Consider the following 26,550-nt stretch of genomic DNA (forward strand, 5'->3'; position numbering starts at 1 on the left):
CCGTGGGGGTGGCTTAGACAGAAGCAATAAAAGGAAGTGAGTATACGTGGGTTATCAGGTGCCGGAACGGGTAATCAAGCTGCTGTGCGGCAATGCTGCTTTTGACCAGGGAGCGGCTTATTATCATGCCCATAAGGTGGATCTTGTCTATACGGAGCATAACGAGGAAGACGAATATTCCAAATACCGCGCTGAGGTCCATGGGCTGGAGAGCCATGAGATCGCGCTGATTATCGACAGTGACGGAGATGTGCAGGGGGAATGCACCTGCCCGGCTTACTATCGCGGCGGCCCCTTCTGCAAGCATATTGCGGCGGCGCTGGTGGCGGTCCTCTACCGCAGCCGGGCGGCCGGAGCTGAACAGGCTGCGGATATGCAGGCAGATGCAGAGGAGACTTATCCCGCAAGGGACGGCAGTCTGCCGCTCGTGCAAGGCAGCTCTCCCCTCTCCGGGGCAGAGCACAAGGAGCGAAGCGCAGACCGGCAGCTGGTGAGCAGCATGCTCGGAATATTCACCGGAGGGCGGCAGCTGCCAAGCGGTGCCGGCACGTATATCGACCTGCGGACTCCGCTCCAGGTCGAGTTCATCTGCCGGCCCTTCAGCATCGGCTACAGCAGCACGATGCTTGGAATCGAAGTGAAGCTGGGCCCCAAGCGCCTCTATATCGCGCAGAAGATCAGACCTTTTCTGGAGCAGGTTCGCCGGGGCGAGCCTTTTGAGTTCACAGCGCACTTCAGCTATGATCCCGCCCTGCACAGCTTCTCCAAGGAAGATAATGAGGTCCTGCTGAAGCTGATTGAGATCATGCAGAATGAGAAAGTCTACAACAGCCTCAACAATCCGTATGCTGCCGGCTCCAGCCATCCGGGAAATGACCGGCTGCTGCCGGTGGCCCCTTTTTTCTGGAAGAGTCTGTACCCCCTGCTGGAAGCCGTGCCTGCCGTACGCCTTCAGCATGGACAGCTTCAACTTGACCGCTTGTCGGTCTCGGAGGAGCCGCTGCCGCTCAGCTTCCAGTTCGACCAGGCACAGGAGGAGGGCTACCGGCTGGATGTCCGGGGGCTTGAGCAGCTTACGATTCTGGAGAGCTATGGACTGGTCTTGACCGAAGACAGGCTGCTGAAGCTCCCGGCGCAGGAATGCGGGCGTCTCGCAGAGCTGAAGCGGATGCTCAGCAGCAGCCGGCGGGATAGCCTGGCGATTGCGCCTGAGCAGATGGAGCCCTTCATGGACAGGGTCATACCCGGCCTGAAGAAGCTGGGCAGAGTAAGCATTGCCGACGCCATCGCGGACCGGATCGTCCAGACCCGGCTACACGCCAGACTCTACCTGGACCGGGTAAGGGACCGGCTGCTGGCCGGGCTGGAATTCCAGTACGGCGGGATTGTCATCAATCCGCTGGAGGACAAGGCGCATGAGCGGAGCAGCGAGGTCATTCTGATGCGGGACGGGGAAGCGGAGCGGCGGATTCTGGACCTGATGGCCCATGAGTCCTTCTCGCGGACGGAGAGCGGGTATATCATGCGTGACGAGGACGGGGAATTCGACTTCCTTCACCATACCATCCCGCTCTTGGAACCGCTGCTTCAGGTCTATGCGACCACTGCGGTCAAGGAGCGGGTGCTTACGGAGCATGCAGCGCCCAAGGTCAGCCTGAGCTGGAACGAGAAGACCGACTGGCTGGACTTCAAGTTCGCCATGGAGGGCATCACGGAGAATGACATTACCGCGGTCCTGAAATCTCTCCAGGAAAAACGTAAATATCACCGGCTCAAGGACGGAGCTCTGCTCCCGCTGGATACCGCTGAGTTCCAGGAGATTATCGCGCTGATGAACGAGCTCGGCGTCCGCAGCGTGGATATCCGGAGTACGGAGTTCTCATTGCCGCTGGTCCGTGCCCTCCATCTCCATGCAGGTACCTTCCAGGGGCAGACCATCGAGACCGGACGCTCCTTCCGGCGGCTGCTGGCCAACATGGCGAGTCCCGAAAACCTGGACTTCCCAGTGCCGGAGAGTCTGGCTCCTGTGCTGCGGGATTACCAGCAGTACGGCTTCCAGTGGATGAGGACGCTGGCCCATTACCGCTTCGGCGGGATTCTGGCGGATGATATGGGCCTTGGCAAAACATTGCAGAGCATCACCTTCCTGCTCTCTGAGCTGGAGGACATCCGGAAGAGCGGCGTACCTGCGCTGGTGGTTGCCCCTGCTTCCCTAGTCTATAACTGGCTCAATGAGCTGAAGCGCTTCGCCCCGGAGATTAAGGCAGTCATTGCTGACGGCAACTCTGGTGAGCGCAGCCGGACCGTGCGGAACACGGCCGGGCATGATGTCATCATCACCTCGTACCCGCTGCTGCGCAGAGATGTGGATGAGTATGCCAAGCAGTCGTTCCATACGCTCATTCTGGATGAAGCGCAGATGATCAAGAATCATGAGACCCAGACTTCGCAGGCGGTCAGATTGCTTCAGGCCCGCTACCGCTTTGCGCTGACCGGTACGCCGGTGGAGAATGCGCTGGAGGACCTGTGGTCGATCTTCAGTGTCGTTTTCCCTGGACTGTTCCCCGGAAAGAAGGCGTTCCATGACCTTCCCCGGGAGACGGTCGCCAGGCGCGCCCGCCCCTTCCTGCTGCGCCGCCTGAAGAGCGATGTGCTGAAGGAGCTGCCGGACAAAATCGAGTCCCTCCAGGCCTCCGAGCTGCTGCCGGAGCAGAAACGGCTCTATGTCGCCTACCTGGCCAGATTGCGCAAAGAAGCGCTTAAGCATCTGGACAGCGACAGCTTCGGGAACGGCCGGCTCAAGGTGCTGGCCGGACTGACCCGGCTGCGCCAGCTGTGCTGCCATCCCGCCCTGTTCGTGGACGGGTACACAGGAGGCTCCGGCAAATTCGAGCAGCTACTGGAGATTATAGACGAATGCCGGAGCTCCGGCAAACGGATGCTGATCTTCTCGCAGTTCACGCAAATGCTCGGCATGATCAGTCGTGAACTGGCGCTGCTGGGGATTACGCATTTCTATCTCGACGGACAGACCCCGGCCTCCCAGCGGGTTGAGCTGTGCAGCCGCTTCAATGAAGGCGAGCGCGACCTGTTCCTGATCTCGCTGAAGGCGGGCGGTACCGGCCTCAACCTGACCGGCGCCGATACGGTCATTCTCTATGACCTGTGGTGGAACCCTGCGGTCGAACAGCAGGCCGCCGACCGCGCCCACCGGATCGGGCAGAAAAAGATCGTCCAGGTCATCCGCCTGGTAGCCCAGGGTACGGTGGAGGATAAAATGTACGAGCTGCAGCAGAAAAAGAAAAACCTGATTGACGAGGTGATCCAGCCGGGGCAGGAGGCGTTGTCGAGCCTGAGCGAGCATGATATACGTGAAATCCTCTCGATCTGAGTTGAACAACCTGTTGTAGCCCGTTCTGCTCTATTCGCAATATAAACAGGGACCTTCTGAGCGAGTAGCTCTGAAAGGTCCCTGTTTCATTTTACAACTGGCAAGTCCAGAATAATACCCTAACCCTCTATACGTCTGAGCTTAATTTCTCATGCGTCACTACACGATGTGCATTCACCAGCTGACCGGTTGATGTCTTGCCCCACACGGATATTCCAATCTCATCTTCGTCTACTTCTCCAGTGATGAACACAAATTCATAGGCATTCAGATCGGCAAAATAATCCCGGGTTACCACTTGATTCGGAGCAACATCAATCACCTCACTGACATACAGCGTTCTGGTAGCGCCCAGCACATATCCCTGAATACTAATAGAGGCGCTGCCTGGGGCATTCCGCTTCACTATTCTTACCGTCACCGTCTGCGTAGGTCTGACTCCCGAAACGGCATTGTTCTCTATCGGTCCTGTTGACAAAATCGCCATCCTGTCTCGTCCTCCCTTGAAGTTCTAGTGTCAAAGTACGATATATTCATATTCGGACTTTCCTGTAACGGTGTGGACACAGGCCTGAGCCTATTCACCAATGACCGCAGGCACGCATATTCTTGAATAAGGAAAGACCGCCCATGGGCCGCGCTTTCTCCATACGAACGCCGAACGGAAGAAGGGAGTCCCATGCCCCCTCCAGGAAAAGGAAAGAAGCCCGCCGCCAAAAAAACACCGTCCAGCTCCAAAACCCAGACACCTAAGGGGCTTGAATTTGCTGTAGCTGCACTTCTGTTGACCGGCAAGCTGAAAGTAGACTCCATCCAGATGTACACGGACGCATCCATGTTCGTCAGTCTGGTGGGCAAATATAAAACCTTAAGTGATTTGAGCAATGACAATGTCGATAAGCTGGTCAGCTTCCTAGATAACAACAGCAGCCTTACGCTGAACGAGATCATGACCGCTTTGAAAAAGAAAGCCGAAAACACCTGAACACATACGCAAGTGAAAGTGAGGGACGGGGCTATGGACAGTTTTGACGGAGAGGGATTTGCCGGTGGACTCCTGCTGGTCATTGTAATAGTGCTGCTGATTTATGGTTCAACAGACATCAAGAACCTGACAGGAGCGCCCAATGACGAGTAATTCTTAACCGGAGGACTCCTGCTGCACAGCAATCTGCTCTTGCTTTCTTTCAGAATTTCGCTATACTGATACAAATCCATATTTAATCGATGACCGGGAGAGTAATGGTCTTATATCTAGTCCCCAGCGAGCCGGGTTAGTGGAAGCCGGTACAGATTAGAACCATGAAGCGCACCCGTGAGATGGACTTCTGAACCCTGAGAGTAGGAAGCCCCGGCTGAGGACCGTTAACCTGTAAGGTGGCTGAACCGTAAGGCTCAGCAACGAGAGTGGTACCGCGAGCGCAGAAGCCTCGTCTCTTAGGAGATGAAGGCTTTTTTTGTCGTTATTTTATTCAGGAGGTTGTTATTCATGCCAATGCTAAGTGAGCTAATCCAAGAGAGCTTGAAGCAGTCTGTTCACAAAATCGCGCTAACCCTGGGCGTGCCCGCCATCGCTGAAGTACATGTTGCCCTGGAGCAGCCGGCGAGTGCCGACCACGGGGATTATTCAAGCAATATCGCCATGCAGCTGGCCCGCCCCCTGCGCAAAGCTCCACTGGCTATCGCCGGGCTGATCGTTGCCGAGCTTGAAGCTTCGGGCTCTGTTCACGGACTGGTGCTGAGAACCGAGGTCGCCGGACCGGGGTTTATTAATATGTATCTGGATTGGCAGGCCTGGGCACGGTCGAAGGGGAGTTTCACGCTGCCCCAGCATGCGGGAGGGTCGAAAGTGATTGTAGAGCATACCTCGGTCAACCCGAATAAAAGTATGCATATAGGCCACCTGAGAAACTCATGTATCGGGGACGCGCTGGTGAGGGTACTGCGGGCGACCGGCCATACCGTTGAGGTGCACAACTATGTGGATGATCTGGGCAATCAGCTGGCAGACACCGTAGCCGGTCTGCTGAATGTTCCGCTGGCGGGAGAGCATATGCGGTTCGGAGATTACTGCTGGGACATCTATGCCGAGATTAACAAAACGTACGCGCAGCAGCCGAAGATGGTGCAGAAGCGGACCGAAATTCTTCATGCGCTGGAGGAAGGCCACGGCAACACTGCCTGGATTGGTAACCTCGTCGCCGGGCAGATTGTGAGAGAGCATGTAGAGGAGATGCGTGGGTTCGGCATTGACTACGATCTGCTGGTGTGGGAGAGCAGCATTCTGAAGGAGGGCTTCTGGGCCTCGGCATTCGAGCTTCTGTCGCAGACGGAGATCTTCGTGCAGGAGACGGAAGGCAAGCTGGCAGGCTGCTGGATTCTGAAGCAACCCGCTGAAGACGCTACACCAGACACGCTGGAGGAGCATCAGAAGGATAAGGTGCTGGTGCGCTCGAATGGAATTCTGACCTATACCGCCAAGGACATCGCCTATCATCTGTGGAAGTTCGGACTGCTGGAGAAGGACTTTAGCTACAGCGAATTTCAGAGCGGACTGTGGACGACCGGCTTGAGCGGACAGGCTCTGCCTTTTGGACGGGCGGACCAGGTCGTGAACGTCATCGATTACCGGCAGGAATATCCGCAGCTGATGGTCAAGCAGGCGCTCCAGGCACTGGGATTCGGTGCGCAGGCAGACGCGCTGCATCATGTCAGCTATGGGGTAGTTTCGCTGAGTCCCGCTTCTGCGGCCGGTCTGGGCATTGATACCTCCAGCGGCAAAAGCTCCTACGCCATGTCCGGGCGCCAGGGAATCGGCATTAAGGTAACGGAGCTCGTCCGGCTCATGGAAGACATGATTGAATCCACCCGTTCGGACAAAAACGGTCTGTCCAGCCGGCTCATCGCCACCGCTGCCATCCGTTACTACCTGCTGCGCTTCAATCTGGGCACCGAGATTGTGTTCGACTTCAAGCAGGCAATGGAAATCTCCGGCAACACCGGCGTCTACCTGATGTACGCCTATGCCCGGGCGCAGCGCGTGCTTAGTAAGGCCGCTGCGGCAGGTGGCGGGAACGGTGTTAGCGAGTCCGGCGCTAGCGAGTCCGGTGTGGGCGAGTTCGGTGTGGGCGAGTTCGGTGCTAGCGATTCTGAAGTTGGCGAGTCTGATGTGGGCGAGTTCGGCGCTAGCGATTCTGACGTTGACGGGTCCGTCGTTGACGAGTCTGGCGTTGGCGAGTCTGGCGTTGGCGAGTACGGTGTGGGCGAGTCTGGCGTTGGCGAGTCTGGCGTTGGCGAGTCTGGCGTTGGCGAGTCTGGCGTTGGCGAGTACGGTGTGGGCGAGTCTGGCGTTGGCGGGGTACCGCTGTTCCCGGCGCAGCTCGAAGCGGCTGAGCTTGCCCTGCTGAGACAGCTCAGCTTGTGGCAAGACACACTCTATACAGCAAGCCGGGAGCTTACGCCGAATACGATCTGTAACTATGCCTATTCCCTGGCGTCGTTGTTCAGTAACTTCTACTCCGCTTGTCCAATTCTCAAAGGCGGGGAAGCCAGCATCACCTTCCGCCTGTGGCTGACCCGGAGCTTCACCGATACGCTGGGCGAAGCGCTCGACGTACTCGGTCTGCCTAAGCCGGAGCGGATGTAGACACATTGAGTCTTCATCCTCTTAAGAACCAATTACTCTAGCGGATGAATGAGCAGAACCTATGCGGGTCCGTGCAGCTTGCACAGCTACTCTCCCTTCTCCATCCGCCCACTCCTGGGGGCATCCTCTGAATTCAAGAGAATTCAAGTGTACTTATACACTAGGGGCATTAATGCCCCTCATTTCCGCTCGACGCTGACTTCCGGCACATTCTGGGGCACTTGTGCCCCTCATTTCCGCTCGACGCTGACTTCCGGCACATTCTGGGGCACTTGTGCCTCTCATTTCCGCTCGACGCCGACTTCCGGCACATTCTGGGGCACTTGTGCCCCTCATTTCCGCTCGACGCCGACTTCCGGCACATTCTGGGGCACTTGTGCCCCTCATTTCCGCTCGACGCCGACTTCCGGCACATTCTGGGGCACTAATGCCCCTCATTTCCGTTCGACGCCGACTTCCGGCACATTCTGGGACACTTGTGCCCCTCATTTCCGCTCGACACCCACTTCCGGCACATTCTGGGGCCCCTCATTTCCGCTCGACACCCACTTCCGGCACATTCTGGGGCACTAATGCCCCTCATTTGCTCATTTTCCTCACTATTGGTGAATTCAGGAGCACTTATGTACCTCATTCGCTCATTTGGGCCGCATTCAGTAAATTTAGAGTCAATTGGTCCGTTCTAAATTGAGCGTATTAAGATCGCTCCTTTGGAATGGATGGTTTTTGAGCTTTTTTGGATTGTTATGTATTTTGCACCCCGCTTAAACAGCGGAGCGGACGGAACGATTGTGTAAAAGCGATAGCGGTCGCCTTTGTGTCCGGATTTTCACCGCTAAGGGGAATACATAAAATCTGGACACAACAGCGATTGGAACAACGGTCCGTTTGCGGAGCGTCCACCCAAGTGCCCACGTTGATCCTACTCAAAATAAAAAGGGGGTTCTCATCCCCGGACGTCAAAACAGCCCTCCCGAAGGAAGGCTGCTGTTTTGACGTCCCGGAAGGGATTCGAACCCCCGACCGTGCGCTTAGAAGGCGCATGCTCTATCCAACTGAGCTACCGGGACATGTAGGATAACGTTGTATCACTTGAAGCTTTTGAAGAGATATGTATTAACGCAACGTTATTCATTATACCAAATTCAGCAGAATTAGCAAGACCAAACTCTTCCAGTTAAGAAGCTTCCCGCAACCGCCGTCACGGAAAGCCTCCTGCTCTATGGTCAATCAGGGAAGCTGCCGGAAGTGCTCGCCCAGTTGCCGCTTCAGATCGCCGAAGATCAGCAGCTCGCGCTGGAACTTGGAGCGTTCATCCTCCGGAGTCATCACCGTACTGCCGGTGAAGCCGCTAACCGTAACGTCCTTGAAGGCATCATGCAGATTATTGTCGAACCAGTCGGTGGCCGTATCCGCATCATTCGTCAGAATCCGGACAATTTCATAGCCCTCCTCGCGCTGATCCTCAACAATATACACCAGCAGTGCGGAATCGCCCACAGCTCCAGGCAATACGCCAACCTCTGCGCAAGGCGCGCCGTCATAGTCAGTCATTCTGCGGATTTTGGCGTCTTTAATGTAATACACTTGTCATCATCCCTCCTGGCAAATTTCCCTCTTCCCTAGTGTTCGGATAAGGACATACATTTTATCCCTTCAATCGGCATATATCTGTATTACTTGGCAAAAAAGAAAGGACAGACAACAATCGCACAAAAGAGAGGATGAATCAGACATGTGCGGAATAACCGGATTTGTCCAGTGGCGCGGTGATCTTACCGGGCACTCGCAGCTGCTCGTCAGAATGACCGAAACGTTAGCCAACCGCGGACCGGATGCAGCCGGAACCTGGATTTCAGGGCCTATTGCCTTCGGACACCGCCGACTCAGCGTCATCGATCCCGAGAACGGTGCACAGCCGATGATTGCCCGCCATGAGGATAAGTTATACGCTATAGTATATAACGGCGAGCTATATAATGCCCCTGAGCTGAAAAAAGAGTTGAAGCAGCGCGGGCATCATTTTCTCACGGAATGCGATACCGAGGTTCTGCTGCATGCCTACATCGAATGGGGGCCGGATTGCACGGAGCGGCTCAATGGCATCTTCGCCTTTGCCGTCTGGGACAGCTTACGTGATCAGGTATTCCTGGCCCGTGACCGCCTGGGCGTGAAGCCTCTGTTCTACAGTCAAGTGGAGGACGTCTTCGTCTTCGGGTCCGAGCCCAAAGCGCTGCTGCAGCATCCCCTCGTCCAGCCGAAGGTCGGACCGGAGGGCCTCGCCGAGATTTTCATTATCGGTCCGGCACGGACTCCGGGACAAGGGGTATACAAAGATATATTCGAGCTTCGCCCTGGGTCTGCCATGATTTACAGCCGCAGCGGAATTCGCAGCTATGCTTACTGGAAGCTGGAGAGCGTCCAGCATACCGATAACGTGGATGCGACGGCAGCACGGGTGCGTGAATTGCTTCAGGATACGCTGGAGCGCCAGCTGGTCTCCGATGTTCCAGTCTGCTCACTGCTCTCCGGCGGACTCGATTCCAGCGCCCTGACTGCGCTTGCCGTGGATTATTATAAGCGGACCGGCCAGGGCCGGGTCGATACCTTCTCCGTCGATTATGTAGACAACGATAAGCATTTCAAAAGCCATAGCTTCCAGCCTGGAGCCGACGGTCCCTGGATTCAGCGGATGGTCGACAAGCTGGACACGAATCATCACTTTATCGCTTTTGACACACCGGAGCTGGTAGCCGCTCTCGATAATGCCCTGTACTCCCGCGATTTGCCAGGGATGACCGACGTGGATTCCTCACTCTATTTGTTCTGCCAGGAGATCAAAAAGAAGGCCACCGTAGCCATCTCAGGCGAAGCAGCAGACGAAATCTTCGGCGGCTATCCCTGGTTCCACCGCGAGGAGATGTTATCTTCCGGTACCTTCCCCTGGTCAGTGGCCCCCAATATGCGTGCCGGATTATTATCGCCGGAAATCCGGGAGTGGATACGTCCGCTGGAATATTTAGGAGACCGGTACAGCGATGCGGTGGCTGAGGTACCGAAGCTTGACGGCGAGACCAGCAAAGAGGCACAGATGCGCGTGATGTCCTATCTCAACATAACCCGCTTCATGCCGACCCTGCTGGACCGTAAGGACCGGATGAGCATGGGCGTGGGACTGGAGGTACGCGTTCCGTATTGTGACCACCGGCTGGTGCAATATGTTTTTAACATTCCATGGGAGATTAAGATGGTAGGCAACCGGGAAAAAGGCATCCTGCGCAAGGCACTGGAGGGCGTACTGCCGGACGATGTGCTCTACCGCAAAAAAAGCCCGTACCCCAAAACGCATAACCCTGCCTATCTGAACAAGGTGCGCTCACAGGTACTAAGCATTCTGGACGATCCTTCCTCCCCCATTCTCCCGCTCATTGATCCAGCCAAAATCAGAGAAATCGCCGCCTCGCCAGAGTCCTCCACCAATCTGCCGTGGTTCGGCCAGCTGATGTCCGGCCCGCAATTATTCGCTTATCTGGCCCAGGTCAACCTGTGGCTGAAGACATACAATGTGTCGATCGGCTGATGCCGCTTCAAACCAAAAACAGCGGCTCTCATCAAAGAGAGTCGCTATTTTTATTTTACATTTTAGCAAGCCGGTCCGCCTTATTTTTCAGCGCAAATCATGAACACCGGCGTTGACCGGTACAAGACCTGCTGTTGCTCATCCAACACCTGGCCGTTCAGATTCTCTTCCGTATAGACAGCGGAGAAGCCCGCCTCTGTGAGTGCCCGCACATCCCACTCCGGCCGCCACTCTCTGGTCAGCGGCAAGGCCAGGCTCAGACGGTCAGTCTCTTCAATGTCCTTGTGATGCGGAAGCTCACCATAGCCTCTATCGATATAGGCCTGCTGATCCTCTGCGTGCTTCCGCGCCATCTCTTCATCCCATAGATGACGGTTCCAGTTGGCATCGAAGACCAGCAGCCGTCCCCCGGGCTTGAGTACTCTTGCCCACTCCTTGTAGGCTGACTGCGGATCGGCAAGACTCCAAGTGACATTGCGGCACACGATGAGATCAAAGCTCTCCGCAGCAAAATCCAGCTTATGCGAGTCCATCTTACGGAACGTTACATCAACTCCTTCCCGGCTGGAGTGCAGACGCGCCTCTTCCAGCATATTGTCTGTACAATCTATGGCCGTAACCAAATGTCCGGCGCTTGAGAGAATGACCGAGAAGAAGCCGGGACCACAGCCAATATCCAGAACATGCAGGCTGTCCTTCTGTGGAGCATGATCAAGGATAAGCTTCAGCCAGGCCTCCCGCTGGAAACCGTTCAGCTCCTTCTGGATTCCTTCACTATACAGCTCTGCTTCGCCTTCCCAATACTGTTCTACCTCTTGTTGTATACTCATTATCATTCACTCCTTCTTGGCAAGTACTGTATCTTGATCATTTACTGTCCACATCCAGCTGGTTCCAAAAGACAGGGGTGAACGTGGTGTACCCCGGCTTGAATCCGGTCACTCTGTGATTAACGGCCAATATGTCATCAGGGAAATAAATCGCTGCAAACATCGCCTCCTGATACATTCTGAGGAATATGGAATCATAAGCACTCTGACGTTCCTGAAGATCCATGGCTCCGACTGCGTTATCAATCTGTGCTTCCAGCTCCGCATCAGACCATACCACAGCAGGTGCTTCAGTGGTCCGGTGGAACAGGGACAACAGGAACGAATGCGGATTATAAGCATCATCATAGGTCCGGTACAGGATGAGATCGTAAGCTTTGCTTGTCCATAAGGCATCATAATAAGCATTCGGCTCAAGCACCTGAAGCTTGACGTCAATGCCAATCTCCTTGAGTTCGGATTGAATCAGCTCACTAATGGTCTTCCATTCCGGATATTCCGCCTGCTGCAGCACGAAATTGAACTCAAGCGGGTTTCCGTCCTTCTCGGCAATTCCATCTCCATCCGAATCCTTATAGCCGGCAGTGGCCAGCAGTTGCTTCGCTTCTTCAGGATCGAAGCCGTACCATGTGTTATTGGACTCTGTGACATAGGGAACGGTCAGCGGGAACAAGCCCTTGGCCTCCTGTCCAATACCATTCATAAGATCGTTCACAATGCTTTTTTTGTTCATCGCCAAATTAATCGCTTTGCGGACATTCAGGTCTTGCAGAGCAGATGTATTATAGTTAAAAATCATGAAATGCGAGCTTGTTCCTGGTGATTTTTGCAGAGTTAGTGAGGAATCCGCTTCGATCACGGGTACACTTTCGACTGGAAGCTTCCCCATTTGTCCCCCGGCAATATCCACATCCCCGCTTTGCAGCGCCAGTACTCTGGACTGTGGATCAGGAATGACCTTCATAATAATTTTGGACAGCTTCGGCAGGTCTCCCCAATAATTAGGATTGCTGACCAGTACGGCTTCCTGATCCGTCTTATAGCTCTCTGCCATCCAAGGACCGGTTCCAATCGCCCGGACGAATGTACCGTTAATATCACCTGCTGGCTCCACTGCGGTAGGGCTGATAATCCGTACCGGTCTTGCAAAGGATAGCTCGGTCAGGAAAGGATAATAGGCTTTGTTGAATGTCATAGTAATCGTATGCTTGTCTGCGACCTCAAGAGATTCCATGGCGGTAGCTACATTCAGCGAATTGGCCGGATCTTTAACCCACCGTTCGAAGGAGAACTTGACTGCATCCGCATTAAATTCCGTACCGTCCGAGAATTTGACACCCTGACGAAGATGGAAGGTATAGACCTTCCCATCCTCAGAGATGTCCCATGACTCCGCAAGCGAAGGCAGGATTTCGCCCTTCTCGCCGTACTCAACTAATCCGTCGTATATCATCGCATGTACATTCATCGAACCCTCATAGGCCCCGGCATCCAGCCGGTCAAGACCGGCATCAGCCGCTATGGCAACAGTGATTGCCTTGTCCGGGGAGTCAGAGGTTTGGGCTGCTCTATCAGAATGACTACAACCTGATATCCCCATTATTATTACAAGAAGCAGGATGAATAGTGATGTTGTTAATACAGTTTTTGACTTTGAGCTGGCTCTCATTCTCTGTACTCCTTTTCTCTATCTTTTCTCCTTAAGCGGGGGTCTTGCACAGGTATCGAGGAGAGCAATTTTCTGGTATACGGATGGTCTGCCTGCTGCATGAGCCCCTCACCTGATTGCTTCTCCACAATTTCCCCTTGAACCATCACAGCCACACTGTCGCAAAAACGGTTCACGACCGACAAGTCATGTGTAATGAACACGTAGGATAATTCCAGCTCACGCTTCAATGCCTGCAACAGATCCATCATCTGCTTACGCAAGGTGACATCGAGACTGGAGAACGGTTCATCACAGATGATCAGCTCCGGACGCAGTGCAATGGCTCTGGCAATTCCGACCCTTTGCTGCTGGCCGCCGCTGAGTTCATGCGGATAGCTATGAATGTGCTTCTGCTCAAGTCCAACAAGCTCAAGCGTGTCAGCTACCAGAATTCTCCGCGCGCCGACTTTCCTCTCCCCGTAGTTCCGCAGAGGCTCTCCGATAATTTGCTCTACTGTGAACAGTGGATTAAAGGAAGCCAGACTGTTCTGGAACACCATCTGCATCCTGCTGCGGATCTGACGCATCTCGCTGAAGCTCCAGTCTGTATAATCCATACTCCGGTACAGCATTCTTCCAGAGGACGGTTTCTCCAGTCCCAGCAAGAGTCTGGCTAAGGTACTCTTCCCGCAGCCGCTTTCACCCACCAGTCCCAGGGTTTCTCCGCTCTCCAGACTGAAGGACACATCGTTCACAGCTTGTACACTCCTGGCTTCAGATGTGAACCACCCCCTTTTCATTCCATACTTCTTATTCAGGCTTACCGCCTCCAGCAGCTTCATGGATCACCACCTCCCCAGTAGAACATGTAATTCCATAGTTGTTATCTGCAATCAATTAAGTATTTAGTGTAGGGATGCACTGGACGTGAAAAGATGTCAAAGACATTTCCTGATTCCACAATCCTTCCGGATTTCATTACATATACATAATCTGCAAGCTCGGCGACAACACCGAGATCATGCGTAATGAGCAGGATGCCCATATGATTCGCCCGTCTAATCCGGTCCAGCTCCGTAAGTATCTGTGCCTGGATGGTTACATCCAGCGCCGTTGTAGGTTCATCTGCAATAAGTAAGCTTGCCCCGGAAGCCAGCGCGATAGCGATCATCACCCGTTGGCACATCCCGCCGCTAATTTGAAAAGGATATTTATTAAATAGCTGCGCCGGATCGTTAAGGCCCGCTTGCTGCATCTGCTTCATAGCCAGTTGCTTTGCTTCTTGCCCAGTGACTTGCCGGTGCAGGGCGATCGTCTCCATGATCTGCCTTCCAACCGGAAGCACCGGATTCAGCGCGTTCATGGGATCTTGAAAAATAACCGCCATTTCTGTTCCCCGGAGCTTCCTTAGCTGGCGGGCAGAGCACTCCCTGAGGTTGTGGCCGCGAAGCCATATCTCTCCGCTATCAATGACGCCTGGAGGATCTAGCAGTCCCAGAATAGACATCGCCGTAACACTTTTCCCGCTGCCGCTCTCGCCGACCAAAGCAACAATCTGCCCGGACCTCACTTCGAGACTGACATCCTCTACAGCCCTGACTTGCTGACTTCCGGTATGGAAGCTGGTCGATAAGTGACTAACCTTCAGCAGGGTGGATTCATTGTTCATTTACCGGACACTCACCTCCCGGGTATCGTAATCACGCGCTGAGCGGCGCAAGCCTTCCCCCACCAGATTGAAGCCCAGAACTGCCAGCAGGATGGCCATTCCTGGGAAGAGCATGAGCCGCGGCTCAGTCTGAATGTAGGCACGGCTGTCGTTCAGCATCATCCCCCATTCCGGTGTAGGCGGCTGGGCTCCCAGACCAAGGAAGGACAAGCCCGCAATCGAGAGCATAATTGTACCCGTCTCCATAGAAGCCAGAACCAGAATGGGCCGCGCCGCAACCGGCAGGATATGCCTGAGCACAATTTGCAAATGGGAAGTGCCCGACGCTGCTGCGGCTGCGATATATCCGCCTTCCTTGATCTGAAGCACCAGGCTGCGGATCACTCTGGCATAGCCTGTCCACCAGACGGCTGCAAAAGCGATTAACAGATTCTTCATACTGGGGCCTAACATGGCTGTAATTGCGAGCGATAGAATTAAGCTGGGAAAAGCAAGTAAGATGTCGATGATCCGCATAATCAATTGATCAATTTTGCCGCCAGCGTAACCAGCCAGTAAACCAACGGGGATGCTAATAGCAAAAACTACAGTCAAAACGGCAAATGAATAGTAAAGCGTAGTTCTTGTCCCATAGATTAAACGGGATAGCACACAGCGCCCCAGATGATCCGTACCCAGCGGATAATCCCAGGAAGGCATACTCAGCTTATGCTCCATGTGAATCTGCAGCGGGTCAGAAGGGGAGAGCCAGGGGGCAAAGAGTCCGGCGCCAATGAACAAAATGATAATTCCTGTCCCCAGCTTCGCTCCATTATTCTTAAATAAGCTACTTCGAAACATAATACCGTACTCCTTTTACAGCGTCACCGCAGCCTGATTCGCGGGTCCAGCATCAGATGCAGTGAATCTACTGCCAGGTTAATCAGAACAACGACGACAGCCATCCATAATACATAACCCTGAATGACAATATAGTCTTTTGCAAAAATCGCCTCAATCACATACTTTCCAATCCCCGGCCAGGAAAATATAGTCTCTACAACAACAGAACCGCCGAGAAGCCCTGCTATGTTAACCCCAAGTAAGGTAAGACTCGGAAGCAGTGCATTACGAAGCGCATGTCTGGTGATGACTCTCCATTCCTGCAGCCCCTTGGCCCTAGCCGCCTTGATGTAGAGCGTAGCCAGAACGTCCAGCAGACTGGAACGAATCAAACGGATATACACTCCTGCCATGCCAAACCCAAGTGTAAAAGCGGGCAGAATGACACTGGAGCCCTCATCCATCCCTGTTACAGGTAATAGCTTCAGCTTCACTGAACCATAATAAATCAGGAGCAGACCCAGCCAGTAGCCTGGCATTGATACGCTAAACAGAGCACATACTCTTCCCAGCCGGTCAAACCATTTTCCCGGATACAGTGCAGAGCCTACCCCCATAGGCAGAGCTATAAGAATAGCTGCCAATAAGGAACAGCCGCTCAACAGCGCAGTAGCCGGGAAACGGTTCATCAGCTCTGTGAATACCGGACGATTGCTGCTGTAGGATATGCCCAGATCGAGGTGGAGCACACGGTACAACCAATGAACATATTGCATATATACAGGTCCATCCAGACCCAGTGCAATTCTTGCCGCCTCAATGGCTTCATATGTAGGCTTAATACCATCAGCACGCAGCATAATCTCTGCAGGATCACCTGAGGTTAGGTGCATCAGCGCAAAGGTTATGACTGAGATGCCTAGCAGCACAGGAATGAGCTGCAATAAGCGTTGCAACAAAGTTCGTATAATGGCATTCAACTCCATGTATTTAATCGTAATAATTACGATTATAACATAAAAATTTTAAATGAATAGTCCTAAAAAAAATGCTACACTGCCGCCAAATACAAAAAGCAGCCCCCCTTGAGGAGGCCGCTCTGTGCATCTACAGCTTATAATGCTCTATCTGTCAGCTTAGAAATTGAAATTATCCGGGTCCGGGCCGAAGCGGTGGTTCTGATTCAGCTCCTCGATGGCTTTAACATCCTCATCGCTGAGTGTGAAGTCGAAGAATCCGGCGTTCTCGATGATCCGCTCCTGATGGACCGACTTAGGAATGGTGATGACACCCTGCTGCAGATCCCAGCGCAGAACAATCTGTGCTACCGTCTTGCCGTAACGCTCTGCCAATTCCTTCAGCAGCGGCAGGTCCAGATTCCCCTGCATGAGCGGACTCCAGGCTTCCAGCTGGATATCATGCTCCCGTGCATACTTCAGCAATTCACGCTGGGTCAGCAGCGGATGGAATTCCACCTGGTCCACCACCGGCACCACGCCGCTGTCCTCGATGATATCCTCCAGATGATGCGGCTGGAAGTTGCTCACCCCGATGGATTTGACCAGTCCTTCCTTTTGCAGATGGATCAGCGCTTTCCAGGTTTCTTTATATTTACCGGCCACCGGCCAATGGATCAGATACAAATCTACCTGCTCCAGGCCCAGCTTCTTGCGGCTGACTTCAAAGGCCTTCAGTGTCGATTCATACCCCTGATCCGGGTTGCGGACCTTGGTGGTAATAAAGAGCTCTTCCCGGGGGACTCCGCATTCACGGATTGCCTGCCCTACACCCTCTTCATTGTTATAGCCGGCAGCCGTATCAATACTGCGGTACCCCGTCTCCACCGCAGACTTCACCGCACGGATAACCTCCTCACCATCCTTGGTCTGCCATACGCCAAGACCCAGCCACGGCATAGTTACTCCATCGTTCAAGGTAGGCCCGCCTGTAAATGGTGCGTTCTTCTCACTCATATCGATACCCTCCAAGCCTAATTTGAATTCAACAAGCTTCCTTAACCGTATTACCGCTCTCATAATCATCCAATTGCGAAATCTGTTCCCGTTATAGCGAATAGGTTGCCAAATCGTGAAGATTGTATGCCTCTTATGTACAAAAATGGAGCACAGCCCCTTCCCGGCCGTACTCCATTACATAACCCGCTTATTTCTTGTCGATCAGCTTGAAATCATCAAAATGGAACTCCGGCGATACGATGCAGGAGACGAGCGCCGGCTCTTCGCCGAGCGGGCGGGCGGCCTGCCATACGCCTGGAGGAATCACTACCTGCGGCTGCTGGCCTGCAGCGATATCCAGACCCAGGATAACCTCCGTTACGTTCTCCGGCTCTGCGCCATTGCCTCCCAGACTAAGCACGATCGGGCTGCCGGAATGATACAGCCAGATTTCGGAGGACAATACAGTATGCCAATCCGAACTCTCGTCAGCATGAAGCAGGAAATAGATCGATGAAGCTGAAGCGCGCGGGCCCGAGTATGCCTCGCCCAGCGTGTCCTGAGGAATCTCAAACGGAGAATTCCACAGTCTCTTGTACCATCCGCCTTCCACGTGGGGCTGTAGCCCCAAGGTTTCTACGAGCGGGGAAATTTCTTTTTGCGTCATGGGTTCTTCTCCTTCAAGTTTTGCACAGCGGCAAAACAGTCTTCATAAGCAAAGGCTTAAGAGGTACAAGCGTACCTGCTAAGCCTCGGCCTGATTGTGCTATTAACTGTAACGGATCCTGCAGCAATTGTAAATTATCTTCCGCTTATTTGCCTTCTTTGCTAGCCTTAAATACTTCGGCAATCGCTCCCAGGCTGCCCAGCGTCTCCACCGCACTGGTCGGCAGGAATATTTTGTTCGCTGGTCCCTTAGACATGTCAGTCAGAGCTTCAAAGGACTGATAGGCCAGTACTTTTTCATCCAGTCCTGCGCTGGCAATCATGGCAATCCGGGCCTTCTCGGCCATCGCCACTGCTTCGATCGCCTTGGCCTGACCGAGAGCTTCCAGCTCCTGCGCCTGGCCGAGACCTTCCGCCTGACGGATGCGGGCTTCCTTATCCCCTTCGGCCTTTAGGATCTTACTCTGCTTATCCCCTTCAGCACGAAGGATCATATCCTGCTTGGCGGCTTCCGCCTCCAGGACAATCGCACGCTTGCTGCGTTCTGCCTTCATCTGTTTGTCCATGGCTTCCTGGATATCGAGCGGCGGCTTGATGTCGATAACTTCGACACGCTCAATGCGCACGCCCCACTTCTCTGTCGCTTCATCCAGCGCGAGACGGATGTCGGAGGAGATTTTTTCACGGCCGGACAAGGTTTCATCCAGCTCCAGCTTACCGATAATCTGACGCATGGTGGCTGTGGAGATATTCCGTACCCCATACACATAATCGGAGATTCCGTACGTTGCTTCTTCCGGACCCACTACCTGATAGAAGATAATCGTATCGATCTGCACCTGTACGTTATCCTTCGTGATTACCGTCTGCGGCGGTACATTCGCCTGTTGAATCCGCAAGTCATGATAGACCCGCACCTGATCAATAACCGGAATCAGAATGTTCAGACCTGGTGTGAGCAGGCGATGGAATTTACCCAGACGCTCTACAACTCCAACTCTTTGCTGCGGGACAATCTTGATCGTCATTGCGATAAATACTACGACGACAACAATAATAATTCCGATAATCACCAATTCCATTAGTACATATCCCCCCATCGTTCTACTTCAATAATGGTAGTGCTTCTTCTTACTACAATTACTTGCTGACCCTTGCCCAGTGCTACTGTAGAGGTCGCACTCCATGTATCGCCGCCAATCTTGACCTGCCCGTAACGGCCAGGCTCAATCGGTTCGGTCACCAGACCCTGTCTGCCGATAATCTCGGTCCCGGTATCCTTGAAGCCCCGCGCATTGCGCAGCCGCTCAGACAATGGCTTGGTGAAGAACGTCAGGGCCAGGGCTACCAGCGAACCCACTACAACCTGCAGCAGCCATGCATCCGGCAGCACAAGCGCAACCAGTCCGGCAGCCAAGGCTCCCAGGCTAAGCCATAACAAATAGAATGTAAACGTAAACATCTCTACAACAAACAAGACGCCAGCGGCAATCAACCATAATACCCACATACTCATTGGTGAACCCACCACCTTCCGCTATATACTACTATAACGAAATAATCGGCATCACGTTTCACAAAATTTTTGGAGGCCGGGACAGCCGCCTGTCTGTTCATTATATTTCAGCCTGTGGAAGCTTATGAACCTTAAGCGGGATACAGGTCGGCTAAATTGTATTTAAACATAAATATATCCCATCGAAGCGCAAAAAACTCATTACCCAAATTTCCGTACCCCGGAATCCTGCTTCCAAAACCTCCAAGGAACGGAATTAGTTATAAATACGGTGCAAACCACCATGCTGGGACGGGAATCTGAGATTCTGCGGGGAGTGGAGCGCGGCGGATGAAGCAAGTGGATATTGTACATCTAATTCGGGGTCATTGTGGCGCATAGAGAAATTAGTTGGAAAAACAACACTTAATCGATCCGTTTTTTCATGAATCGAGAGAGTTCGGCGGATTAACTGTACTTTTTCCAACTGCTTCCTTCAAGGACAGCGTTTCAGCGAAATTAAATGCCTTTTTTCCAACTGTGTCCGCTCACTATTCATAATAGCAAGCAGACTAAACAAACAGGTTCGCTTGTAGCAACGTATCATTCTAAAAAGCACTAAAAAACGGTGCCAGACTAAAGTCGGCACCGTTCCTTCTTCTATACTAAGGCATACTCATGCCCTATCGCTGGATTCCTACGGATGAACGTTATCGCTGTATCACCCTATAGTCAGCTTCTTCCTATTCTCCTCCTGAAGGGCGCTGTCCGCTCCGCCTTTAGTTCAGCTTCCAGAGCGCAGGAGTGACATTCGGCTCCCAGCCGGCCAGAGAGGTATGCGCCTGCAGGCAGGTGTAGGATTGCCCGCTGTAAGTTACGATATTGCCGACACTATAAGCGGTGCCCGCTTTCCAGGCAGCAGCGCCTGGGGTAGCCGAAGGGACTGGCGTCACTACAGGAGTAGAGGTTGGCGCTACTGTCGGCGTAGCCGAAGGGCTTACTGTCGGGAGTGGCGTAGCTGTCGGCTGCGGAGTAGCGTTACCGCAAGTTCCGGTCACCCGCCACACCCCGAAAGCTCCGCTAAGATCCGGCCGGTCCCCTTGCGTCCACCACTGGGCCTGATAGATCAGCCCTCCATAGGAGACCTGCTGCCCCTGTGTGTAAACAGCGGTGGAACTCCACGCAGCGGCCGTGCATTGACCTGGTGTCGCAGTCGGCGTAGCTGTTGCGGTCGGCGTGGCTGATGGCTTCACTGTTGCCGTTGGTGCCACTGTCGCGGTCGGCGTGGCCGATGGCTTCACCGTTGCGGTTGGTGTCACTGTTGCCGTAGGTGTTGCTGACGGCTTCACTGTCGCGGTCGGCGTGGCCGATGGCTTCACCGTTGCGGTCGGCACCGGCGTAGCCGTTGGTGTGACCACTCCGCCGCCCAGCTCTGCGCTGAGCTTGGTCTGCAGCGTCTTATTGCGGTCCCCGCTGGTCTCCCAGAACATGGCTCCGGCCAGACCCTTGGTTTTCAGGTAGCTGGCTTTGAAGCCGATGGATTCAGCATCATCATAGCTGATGAAGGTCTGGTTGGACGGGTTGTAGAGATAGGGAACCTTGGAGGTGTTGTTCCAGTAACGGGTGTAGCCGTTCTTATTGATATAATTGGCTTCCAGATCACTGAAATCGTAGTTTCCCTTCTCCCAGGTTCCGGTCTGGGAGATCCCGGCAGATACCTGATATTGCCCGTTGCCCGCAGCAGGGGCCCCGCCCCAGCCCCGGCCGTAGAACGGCATGCCGAGCACCAGCTTATTAGCCGGTACGCCTGCACTCAGATAGCTGGTCACCGCCTTGTCGATATTATAGTTCGCCGGCTCGGTCAGCCCTGACGATGCGGCTGCCGGGTCATAATACAGTGGCGCATTGTGGCCGGTAGTAGGGTTCCAGCTGCCGTTGAAGTCGTAGGTCATGATGTTGATCCAGTCCACCACAGAGGCGATTCCGCTAAGATTGTTATTCTGGATGTAGGTCGGTCCGGCACCGGAAGCGATGGTCAGCAGATACGTTTTGCCGTCGGCAGCTCCTGCGGCATTCAGCTTCTCCCGAATCTTCTGGAGCAGCAGGATGTAGTTCTGCTTATCCTCGGGGCGGTAGCTGTTGCCCGCAAGTCCCCCGCTGACCGGGTATTCCCAGTCCAGATCGACACCGTCCATCTTGTATTTGCGGATGAAATCGACGGAAGAATTGGCGAACACCTCACGGGTTGCCGCCGTGGCAGCCACATCCGAGAAGCGGTTGGACCAGGTCCAGCCCCCGACGGAGATCATCGTCTTCAGATTCGGATTCTTCTCCTTCAGCTTCCAGAGCTGCTTCAGATTCCCCTTGATCGGGTCATCCCATTTATCATCGCCGAAGCTTTTCTGGGCATCGATCCAGGGATCGCCCAGCACTACGGTGCCATTGGGAACGCTGATCGCCTGTCCCTGCTCGTTCTGGCAGGACCAGGTGACCGGATTCGGCCCGGTCGGGTCGGGATTGCCGTGTATTCCGTTCCAGCAGATGTCGGCAAAGGCATAGTTGATGACATTCATTTTGCCAGGATCGATATCCGTTACATTATAAGCCCGCCCGTAGGCGGCCCATGAAGCATAGTAGCCGACAATCTTGTAGTCTCCGGCTGCCTGAACAGTTCTGCTGTTTGCACCAAAAGCCGAAAAAAGAGTAAGGAAAAGGACTGCCGCCAAGCCAAGCACAAAGGATTTGCTTTTGATAAAGGCCATTTCGTGATTACCTCCCCGGTTCAATGCGTAACCTGTAAGCCTGCTTCATGGACATCCATGCGTCTTTGCCATCAAGGATATTAAGTGACCGTTCTTCCCTTGCCGCGAATGAGAAAGCTCAGCGTTCACCTCCCGGACCCGATTGGCCTTGACCTTCACCCTGTGAAACTATTAAACTCCTGGCAATCTGACTGGTAGAATAGTGAAATACAGCTCAAAAAAAGCGCAGTTCAGCAGCATACGGATCACTCGCTCCGCTACGGCCTACGTTGTTGTTTGGTAGAGGGCAGGGTGGGTGGATTGCGGCGATTTGCGGAAGGATGCAGGACCTGCGAAGGGGTGAAGTCAACTCTTATTCTCATACAAAGCCGGAGGATATGCTAGGGATAAATTTCCATAATCAGGGGGGATTATTATCTAAAAAAAAAACAGAAGCAGCCCCGAGCATATTCTGCTTACGGGCTGCTTCCAAGATTCCAACTCTTCTATTTACCGCCGCTCTGCGCAGCAGCAAGCTTCTCGGTCAGACGCCGCAGCGCCGTCCCGCGGTGGCTGATCGACTGCTTCTCCTCAAGCGTCAGCTCAGCCATCGTCTTCTCGTATTCCGGGAGATAGAACAGCGGGTCATAACCGAAACCGCCGGCACCCGCAGGCTCCGAGGTAATCCAGCCTTCGACCGTACCCTCAGCCGTCCATTCCCGGCCGTCCGCCGGATCATAGAGCGACAGGGCACAGACGAACCGGGCAGGACTCAGCAGCGGCTGTCCGGTATCCTCACCCTGCTTCAGCCGCTCCAGCTCGCTCATCAGCTTCAGGTTATTCGCCTCATCATCCGCCGCCTCGCCGGCATAACGGGCCGAGTATACGCCGGGGCTTCCGTCCAGCGCCTCTACACAGAGACCGGAATCGTCTGCCAGCACCGGCAGTCCAAGAGCGTCCCCTACAGCGCGGGATTTCTTGAAGGCATTCTCGGCAAAAGTGGCCCCGTCCTCGACCACATCCGGCAGATCCGGGTAGTCATACATGCTTTTGACCGTAAGTCCCAAGGGAGCAAAGGCATGCTGGAACTCCCGCACCTTGCCTTTGTTCTTCGTCGCGACAATCAGAATTCCGCTGCCGGACTTCATCCTACACCTCTTGACCGGGCTGGCCGGCAGGGATTTTGAGCGCGATGGCGCCGAGGACTTCTTTTTGCACAGCGATCAGCTCGTAGATCCCCTTCTCTCCGAGACCCAGCAGCTGGTCCAGCTCCTGGCGGGTGAACGGGCGCTCTTCGCCCGTGCCCTGAACCTCAACGAAAGCGCCGCTGCCCGTCATGACCACGTTCATATCCACCTTCGCCTTGGAATCCTCTTCATAATTCAGATCGAGCAGCGTCTTGTCGCCAACGACACCCACACTGATGGCTGCCAGGTAGTCTGTAATCGGGAAGACCGTCAGCTTATTCTGGAGGGCAAGCTTGTTCATGGCGAAGGCCATCGCTACAAAAGCACCCGTGATCGAAGCCGTCCGCGTTCCCCCGTCTGCCTGAATTACATCGCAGTCCAGCGTAATACTGCGTTCGCCGAGCGCCTGCAAATTCACCACCGAACGCAGGGCCCGTCCGATCAGGCGCTGGATTTCCATGGTCCGCCCGGTCAGCTTGCCGCGTGCGGCTTCACGCTGGTTGCGGGTCTGGGTTGCGCGGGGAAGCATCGAATATTCGGCGGTTACCCAGCCCTTGCCTTGTCCCTTCAGAAACGGCGGGACCTTCTCATCCACGGTTGCCGTACAGATGACCTTGGTATCTCCCATCTCAATGATGACGGAGCCTTCTGCATATTTGTTGGTCTGGGTCGTTATCGTCAGTGGCCGGAGCTGGTCTTCGTTGCGTCCGTTTGATCTCATCTTTTCTGCCTCCTACATCGTATAGCGCAAAGTTTGTGTATACATTCATCCGTATCTTATACGCAGAAACGGGTGCCGCCCCCTATGGAAGAGAACGGCACCGCTGCTCCTGACCCGTTATTCGGATGAACAATACTTTATTCTATCAAAGAGTAGGCACAAAAGCATCTTTTTAGGCCGGTGGATTCGCTCTAAAGCGGCAGCTCGTTCACATATTCCGGCGCGGAGACCGGCTGGCCGTAATCGACGTTGTTGGTACCCGTAACCGTATCCTTGCCATTCAGACGGATCTGTACCAGCGAATCATCTGTATTCTGGGCCACCGTCAGCACGACCGATTCCAGCATCTCCTCGGGAATGCTTGTGCTGCCTTCGAACATATCATCGGTCAGCGATACGGTGACTACCCCGTTCTGCCCTGCTTTTACAGAATCAACTACCGTTCCCTGCGTCATGACCATCTCCAGGCCGTTCTCGGACTGCGGTCCGGCAATCAGCTCGCTCAGAGCTGCCTTCACCGTATCCCCGCCAGCGGGTACAAAACGGGTAACCGGAACATAATACTGGTGGCCGCCATCCGGTGAAGCAGCTGCGAAATAGACCGTGACTGCGCTGGAGTTCATCATCAGTGCGTTATGCTTCGGCAGATTAATGCCCATGGTACGGGACAGCGGGCGATCCAGCGGTGTGCCTTGCAGCGGCATTTCAGTCAGCTTTTTGCCATCGACCCAGAGCTGTACTCCCTTAATGTCGTCCTGCCCGGTCAATGTCCAGGTCAGCGCTTCAAGGATTTTGCGTTCATCCGCAGGATCGTAGTCGTTAAACGCCGAGTTGAATTCAACAATTGCGACATGGTCCTGGCCGACAGATACATTGTTCACTTTCGTCCCTGCGGGTAGTACGCCCTGGAAGCCCTTAGGCAGTGCAGACGCGTAATCCCCCTTGCTGACGAGTGCCATGAGGGAATTTTTCAGCATGACCGTGTCCTCGCTTTTTGGAAAAGACAGAGCCACCGGAGCCAGCAGACCGTTCTGATCCTCCAGATACACAGTAGTCCGCTCCCCGGCTACAGCAGGCGCACCGGTATCCTTCACCCCGGCAGACAGATCAGTCTCATCCATGGAGGCCGGTCCGAATACACCGGTATCCAGCGTATCTTCCCCGCTCACTTGCAGCATTTGCGCTTCTACGGCGGCGGGAGGCGGGTCCACAGCGGCGGATTCTGAACCGAACAGACTGCAGCCGGAGAGCACAAGAGGAACGGCCAGCAGGCAAGCCGCAGACGCCCCGCGGAGGTGTTTCACTGGTTTCATCAATCTTCATTACCCCTTTCTAGCGCTAAGATCAGTTTGTACTGCTATGTATACGAGCCCTGTGTCCAAAAAATAACAACAGCTTATCCTAAATTACAGAAGTTCTGCCGGAACCCCTGCTTGGCTGCGGACACTGCTGTGTTCATCCAAGTTCAGCCTGCTTGCGGGATACAATTCCGGAGGTTTCTGGACATCGGTCTGCCGCTTGCGTACAATTTAGTACATACCTGCTAATTCAACCTACTCACGAATGGAGGACTTTTCATGACTGATGCCAAAATTCCTTACAGCCTCAACAGCAAAGCCGTTGCCGAAGCGACCCGGTACTGGCTGCACAAGCGCGGGGTCACTCTGGAGGAGATTGCCGAGCTTGTCATGATGCTGCAAAAGAAATACTATCCGGGCCTGACCATGGAAGAATGTATTCATAACGTTGAGATGGTCCTCAGCAAGCGTGAGGTGCAGAATGCAGTCTTGACCGGCATCCAGCTGGATGTGCTGGCGGAGGAGGGCAAGCTGTTCTCGCCGCTGCAGGATATGATTGAGAACGATGAAGGATTGTACGGGGTAGACGAGATTCTCGCCTTCTCGATTGTTAATGTATATGGCAGTATCGGGTTCACCAACTATGGTTACGTGGACAAGCTCAAGCCCGGCGTACTGGAGAGGCTGAATGACAAAACCACCGGCCAGATCCATACCTATCTGGATGATATCGTCGGTGCTGTAGCCGCAGCGGCCAGCAGCCGGATCGCCCACCGCAAGCAGGCGGAACGCGAGGAGGAGCTGGGCCTGCCCCATGCCCCGGAGGACGCGGAAGAGGCTGCACGGCGCAGCCGGCTGGAGGAGACGTTGCCGGAATAAGAGGAGAGCTACTATTCAT

General features: G+C 54.1%; 21 protein-coding genes, 1 tRNA gene and 1 other annotated feature. Of the genes, 5 read left to right on the plus strand and 17 right to left on the minus strand.

Translation table 11 applies throughout. From position 1 onward, the window contains the following. Positions 1-46 precede the first annotated feature (46 nt). Positions 47-3,391 carry an SNF2 helicase associated domain-containing protein gene (locus NYE26_RS24145; protein ID WP_339250687.1) on the plus strand — a complete coding sequence of 1,115 codons (3,345 nt, stop codon included), beginning with the start codon at positions 47-49 and terminating at the stop codon, positions 3,389-3,391. Between the two features lie 127 nt (positions 3,392-3,518). Here the strand turns inward: NYE26_RS24145 and NYE26_RS24150 are convergent, their stop codons facing one another. Beyond that, positions 3,519-3,878 (minus strand): hypothetical protein, encoded by a 360-nt coding sequence (locus NYE26_RS24150; RefSeq protein WP_339250689.1) that lies wholly within the window; start codon positions 3,876-3,878, stop codon positions 3,519-3,521. 192 nt (positions 3,879-4,070) lie between these two features. Between NYE26_RS24150 and NYE26_RS24155 the strand changes: the two genes are divergently transcribed. Both NYE26_RS24155 and argS read left to right on the plus strand, forming a co-directional pair. Next, positions 4,071-4,376: a hypothetical protein gene (locus NYE26_RS24155; RefSeq protein WP_339250691.1), complete on the plus strand. Its 306-nt coding sequence runs from the start codon at positions 4,071-4,073 to the stop codon at positions 4,374-4,376. A 233-nt stretch (positions 4,377-4,609) separates the two neighbouring features. Next, positions 4,610-4,832, plus strand: a binding site (T-box leader). 54 nt (positions 4,833-4,886) lie between these two features. Next, entirely contained in the window at positions 4,887-7,037 is a 2,151-nt protein-coding gene (argS, locus tag NYE26_RS24160; RefSeq protein WP_339257605.1) for an arginine--tRNA ligase, read from the plus strand. Between the two features lie 996 nt (positions 7,038-8,033). On the opposite strand, the gene NYE26_RS24165 is transcribed toward argS, so the two are convergent. Then, positions 8,034-8,107: transfer RNA gene (locus NYE26_RS24165), tRNA-Arg, on the minus strand. A gap of 160 nt (positions 8,108-8,267) precedes the next feature. Beyond that, the gene (locus tag NYE26_RS24170; RefSeq protein ID WP_036726047.1) at positions 8,268-8,624 is read right to left on the minus strand and encodes a hypothetical protein; all 357 of its coding nucleotides are present in this window, start codon (positions 8,622-8,624) and stop codon (positions 8,268-8,270) included. Positions 8,625-8,772: 148 nt separating this feature from the next. Between NYE26_RS24170 and asnB the strand changes: the two genes are divergently transcribed. After that, positions 8,773-10,617, plus strand: a complete 1,845-nt coding sequence (gene asnB, locus NYE26_RS24175) for an asparagine synthase (glutamine-hydrolyzing) (protein ID WP_339250693.1) — start codon at positions 8,773-8,775, stop codon at positions 10,615-10,617. Positions 10,618-10,697: 80 nt separating this feature from the next. Here the strand turns inward: asnB and NYE26_RS24180 are convergent, their stop codons facing one another. The 14 genes from NYE26_RS24180 to NYE26_RS24245 all read right to left on the minus strand — a co-directional run bounded on the left by NYE26_RS24180 (position 10,698) and on the right by NYE26_RS24245 (position 25,667). Next, positions 10,698-11,447, minus strand: a complete 750-nt coding sequence (locus tag NYE26_RS24180) for a class I SAM-dependent methyltransferase (RefSeq protein ID WP_339250695.1) — start codon at positions 11,445-11,447, stop codon at positions 10,698-10,700. Between the two features lie 37 nt (positions 11,448-11,484). Then, a complete protein-coding gene (locus NYE26_RS24185) occupies positions 11,485-13,047 on the minus strand; it encodes a nickel ABC transporter substrate-binding protein (protein WP_339250697.1) in 1,563 nt (520 codons plus the stop codon). 65 nt (positions 13,048-13,112) lie between these two features. Further along, positions 13,113-13,940 (minus strand): ATP-binding cassette domain-containing protein, encoded by an 828-nt coding sequence (locus NYE26_RS24190; RefSeq protein WP_339250699.1) that lies wholly within the window; start codon positions 13,938-13,940, stop codon positions 13,113-13,115. A gap of 41 nt (positions 13,941-13,981) precedes the next feature. After that, positions 13,982-14,767 carry an ABC transporter ATP-binding protein gene (locus NYE26_RS24195; protein ID WP_339250700.1) on the minus strand — a complete coding sequence of 262 codons (786 nt, stop codon included), beginning with the start codon at positions 14,765-14,767 and terminating at the stop codon, positions 13,982-13,984. Continuing rightward, positions 14,768-15,607, minus strand: a complete 840-nt coding sequence (gene nikC / locus NYE26_RS24200) for a nickel transporter permease (protein WP_339250702.1) — start codon at positions 15,605-15,607, stop codon at positions 14,768-14,770. A 23-nt stretch (positions 15,608-15,630) separates the two neighbouring features. Then, on the minus strand, positions 15,631-16,548 hold the full coding sequence (nikB, locus tag NYE26_RS24205) for a nickel ABC transporter permease (RefSeq protein ID WP_339250704.1): 918 nt from the start codon (positions 16,546-16,548) through the stop codon (positions 15,631-15,633). Between the two features lie 177 nt (positions 16,549-16,725). Next, positions 16,726-17,562 (minus strand): aldo/keto reductase, encoded by an 837-nt coding sequence (locus tag NYE26_RS24210; RefSeq protein ID WP_209876846.1) that lies wholly within the window; start codon positions 17,560-17,562, stop codon positions 16,726-16,728. A 190-nt stretch (positions 17,563-17,752) separates the two neighbouring features. Then, positions 17,753-18,211: a cupin domain-containing protein gene (locus NYE26_RS24215; protein ID WP_076083140.1), complete on the minus strand. Its 459-nt coding sequence runs from the start codon at positions 18,209-18,211 to the stop codon at positions 17,753-17,755. A gap of 145 nt (positions 18,212-18,356) precedes the next feature. Continuing rightward, positions 18,357-19,292, minus strand: a complete 936-nt coding sequence (locus NYE26_RS24220) for an SPFH domain-containing protein (protein WP_081751185.1) — start codon at positions 19,290-19,292, stop codon at positions 18,357-18,359. Continuing rightward, a complete protein-coding gene (locus NYE26_RS24225; RefSeq protein WP_209876844.1) occupies positions 19,292-19,726 on the minus strand; it encodes an NfeD family protein in 435 nt (144 codons plus the stop codon). Before NYE26_RS24225 ends, NYE26_RS24220 begins: the two co-directional genes overlap by 1 nt. A gap of 758 nt (positions 19,727-20,484) precedes the next feature. Beyond that, on the minus strand, positions 20,485-22,467 hold the full coding sequence (locus NYE26_RS24230; RefSeq protein ID WP_339250714.1) for a glycosyl hydrolase family 18 protein: 1,983 nt from the start codon (positions 22,465-22,467) through the stop codon (positions 20,485-20,487). A gap of 485 nt (positions 22,468-22,952) precedes the next feature. Beyond that, positions 22,953-23,594, minus strand: a complete 642-nt coding sequence (locus tag NYE26_RS24235; protein WP_036726063.1) for an XTP/dITP diphosphatase — start codon at positions 23,592-23,594, stop codon at positions 22,953-22,955. Between the two features lies 1 nt (position 23,595). Beyond that, a complete protein-coding gene (gene rph / locus NYE26_RS24240) occupies positions 23,596-24,354 on the minus strand; it encodes a ribonuclease PH (protein WP_076083128.1) in 759 nt (252 codons plus the stop codon). A gap of 191 nt (positions 24,355-24,545) precedes the next feature. Further along, a complete protein-coding gene (locus tag NYE26_RS24245; RefSeq protein WP_339250717.1) occupies positions 24,546-25,667 on the minus strand; it encodes a GerMN domain-containing protein in 1,122 nt (373 codons plus the stop codon). A gap of 264 nt (positions 25,668-25,931) precedes the next feature. Between NYE26_RS24245 and NYE26_RS24250 the strand changes: the two genes are divergently transcribed. Beyond that, positions 25,932-26,531, plus strand: coding sequence for a phosphatidylglycerophosphatase A (locus NYE26_RS24250; RefSeq protein ID WP_339250719.1), 600 nt, complete (start codon positions 25,932-25,934; stop codon positions 26,529-26,531). Positions 26,532-26,550: the final 19 nt, after the last annotated feature.

The organism is Paenibacillus sp. FSL P2-0136, from assembly GCF_037975325.1.
In the GTDB taxonomy this organism is placed as follows: Bacteria; Bacillota; Bacilli; order Paenibacillales; family Paenibacillaceae; genus Paenibacillus_AQ; species Paenibacillus_AQ silagei.

Excerpts from the sequence above, each read along its gene's own strand:
- NYE26_RS24250 (WP_339250719.1), top strand. The coding sequence starts at position 25,932 with ATGACTGATGCCAAAATTCCTTACAGCCTCAACAGCAAAGCCGTTGCC.
- NYE26_RS24230 (WP_339250714.1), bottom strand. The coding sequence starts at position 22,467 with ATGGCCTTTATCAAAAGCAAATCCTTTGTGCTTGGCTTGGCGGCAGTC.
- NYE26_RS24150 (WP_339250689.1), bottom strand. The coding sequence starts at position 3,878 with ATGGCGATTTTGTCAACAGGACCGATAGAGAACAATGCCGTTTCGGGA.
- NYE26_RS24225 (WP_209876844.1), bottom strand. The coding sequence starts at position 19,726 with ATGAGTATGTGGGTATTATGGTTGATTGCCGCTGGCGTCTTGTTTGTT.
- NYE26_RS24155 (WP_339250691.1), top strand. The coding sequence starts at position 4,071 with ATGCCCCCTCCAGGAAAAGGAAAGAAGCCCGCCGCCAAAAAAACACCG.
- nikC (WP_339250702.1), bottom strand. The coding sequence starts at position 15,607 with ATGTTTCGAAGTAGCTTATTTAAGAATAATGGAGCGAAGCTGGGGACA.
- NYE26_RS24210 (WP_209876846.1), bottom strand. The coding sequence starts at position 17,562 with ATGAGTGAGAAGAACGCACCATTTACAGGCGGGCCTACCTTGAACGAT.
- argS (WP_339257605.1), top strand. The coding sequence starts at position 4,887 with ATGCTAAGTGAGCTAATCCAAGAGAGCTTGAAGCAGTCTGTTCACAAA.
- NYE26_RS24245 (WP_339250717.1), bottom strand. The coding sequence starts at position 25,667 with ATGAAACCAGTGAAACACCTCCGCGGGGCGTCTGCGGCTTGCCTGCTG.
- NYE26_RS24195 (WP_339250700.1), bottom strand. The coding sequence starts at position 14,767 with ATGAACAATGAATCCACCCTGCTGAAGGTTAGTCACTTATCGACCAGC.
- NYE26_RS24220 (WP_081751185.1), bottom strand. The coding sequence starts at position 19,292 with ATGGAATTGGTGATTATCGGAATTATTATTGTTGTCGTCGTAGTATTT.
- NYE26_RS24185 (WP_339250697.1), bottom strand. The coding sequence starts at position 13,047 with ATGGGGATATCAGGTTGTAGTCATTCTGATAGAGCAGCCCAAACCTCT.
- asnB (WP_339250693.1), top strand. The coding sequence starts at position 8,773 with ATGTGCGGAATAACCGGATTTGTCCAGTGGCGCGGTGATCTTACCGGG.
- NYE26_RS24180 (WP_339250695.1), bottom strand. The coding sequence starts at position 11,447 with ATGAGTATACAACAAGAGGTAGAACAGTATTGGGAAGGCGAAGCAGAG.
- NYE26_RS24235 (WP_036726063.1), bottom strand. The coding sequence starts at position 23,594 with ATGAAGTCCGGCAGCGGAATTCTGATTGTCGCGACGAAGAACAAAGGC.
- NYE26_RS24215 (WP_076083140.1), bottom strand. The coding sequence starts at position 18,211 with ATGACGCAAAAAGAAATTTCCCCGCTCGTAGAAACCTTGGGGCTACAG.
- rph (WP_076083128.1), bottom strand. The coding sequence starts at position 24,354 with ATGAGATCAAACGGACGCAACGAAGACCAGCTCCGGCCACTGACGATA.
- NYE26_RS24190 (WP_339250699.1), bottom strand. The coding sequence starts at position 13,940 with ATGAAGCTGCTGGAGGCGGTAAGCCTGAATAAGAAGTATGGAATGAAA.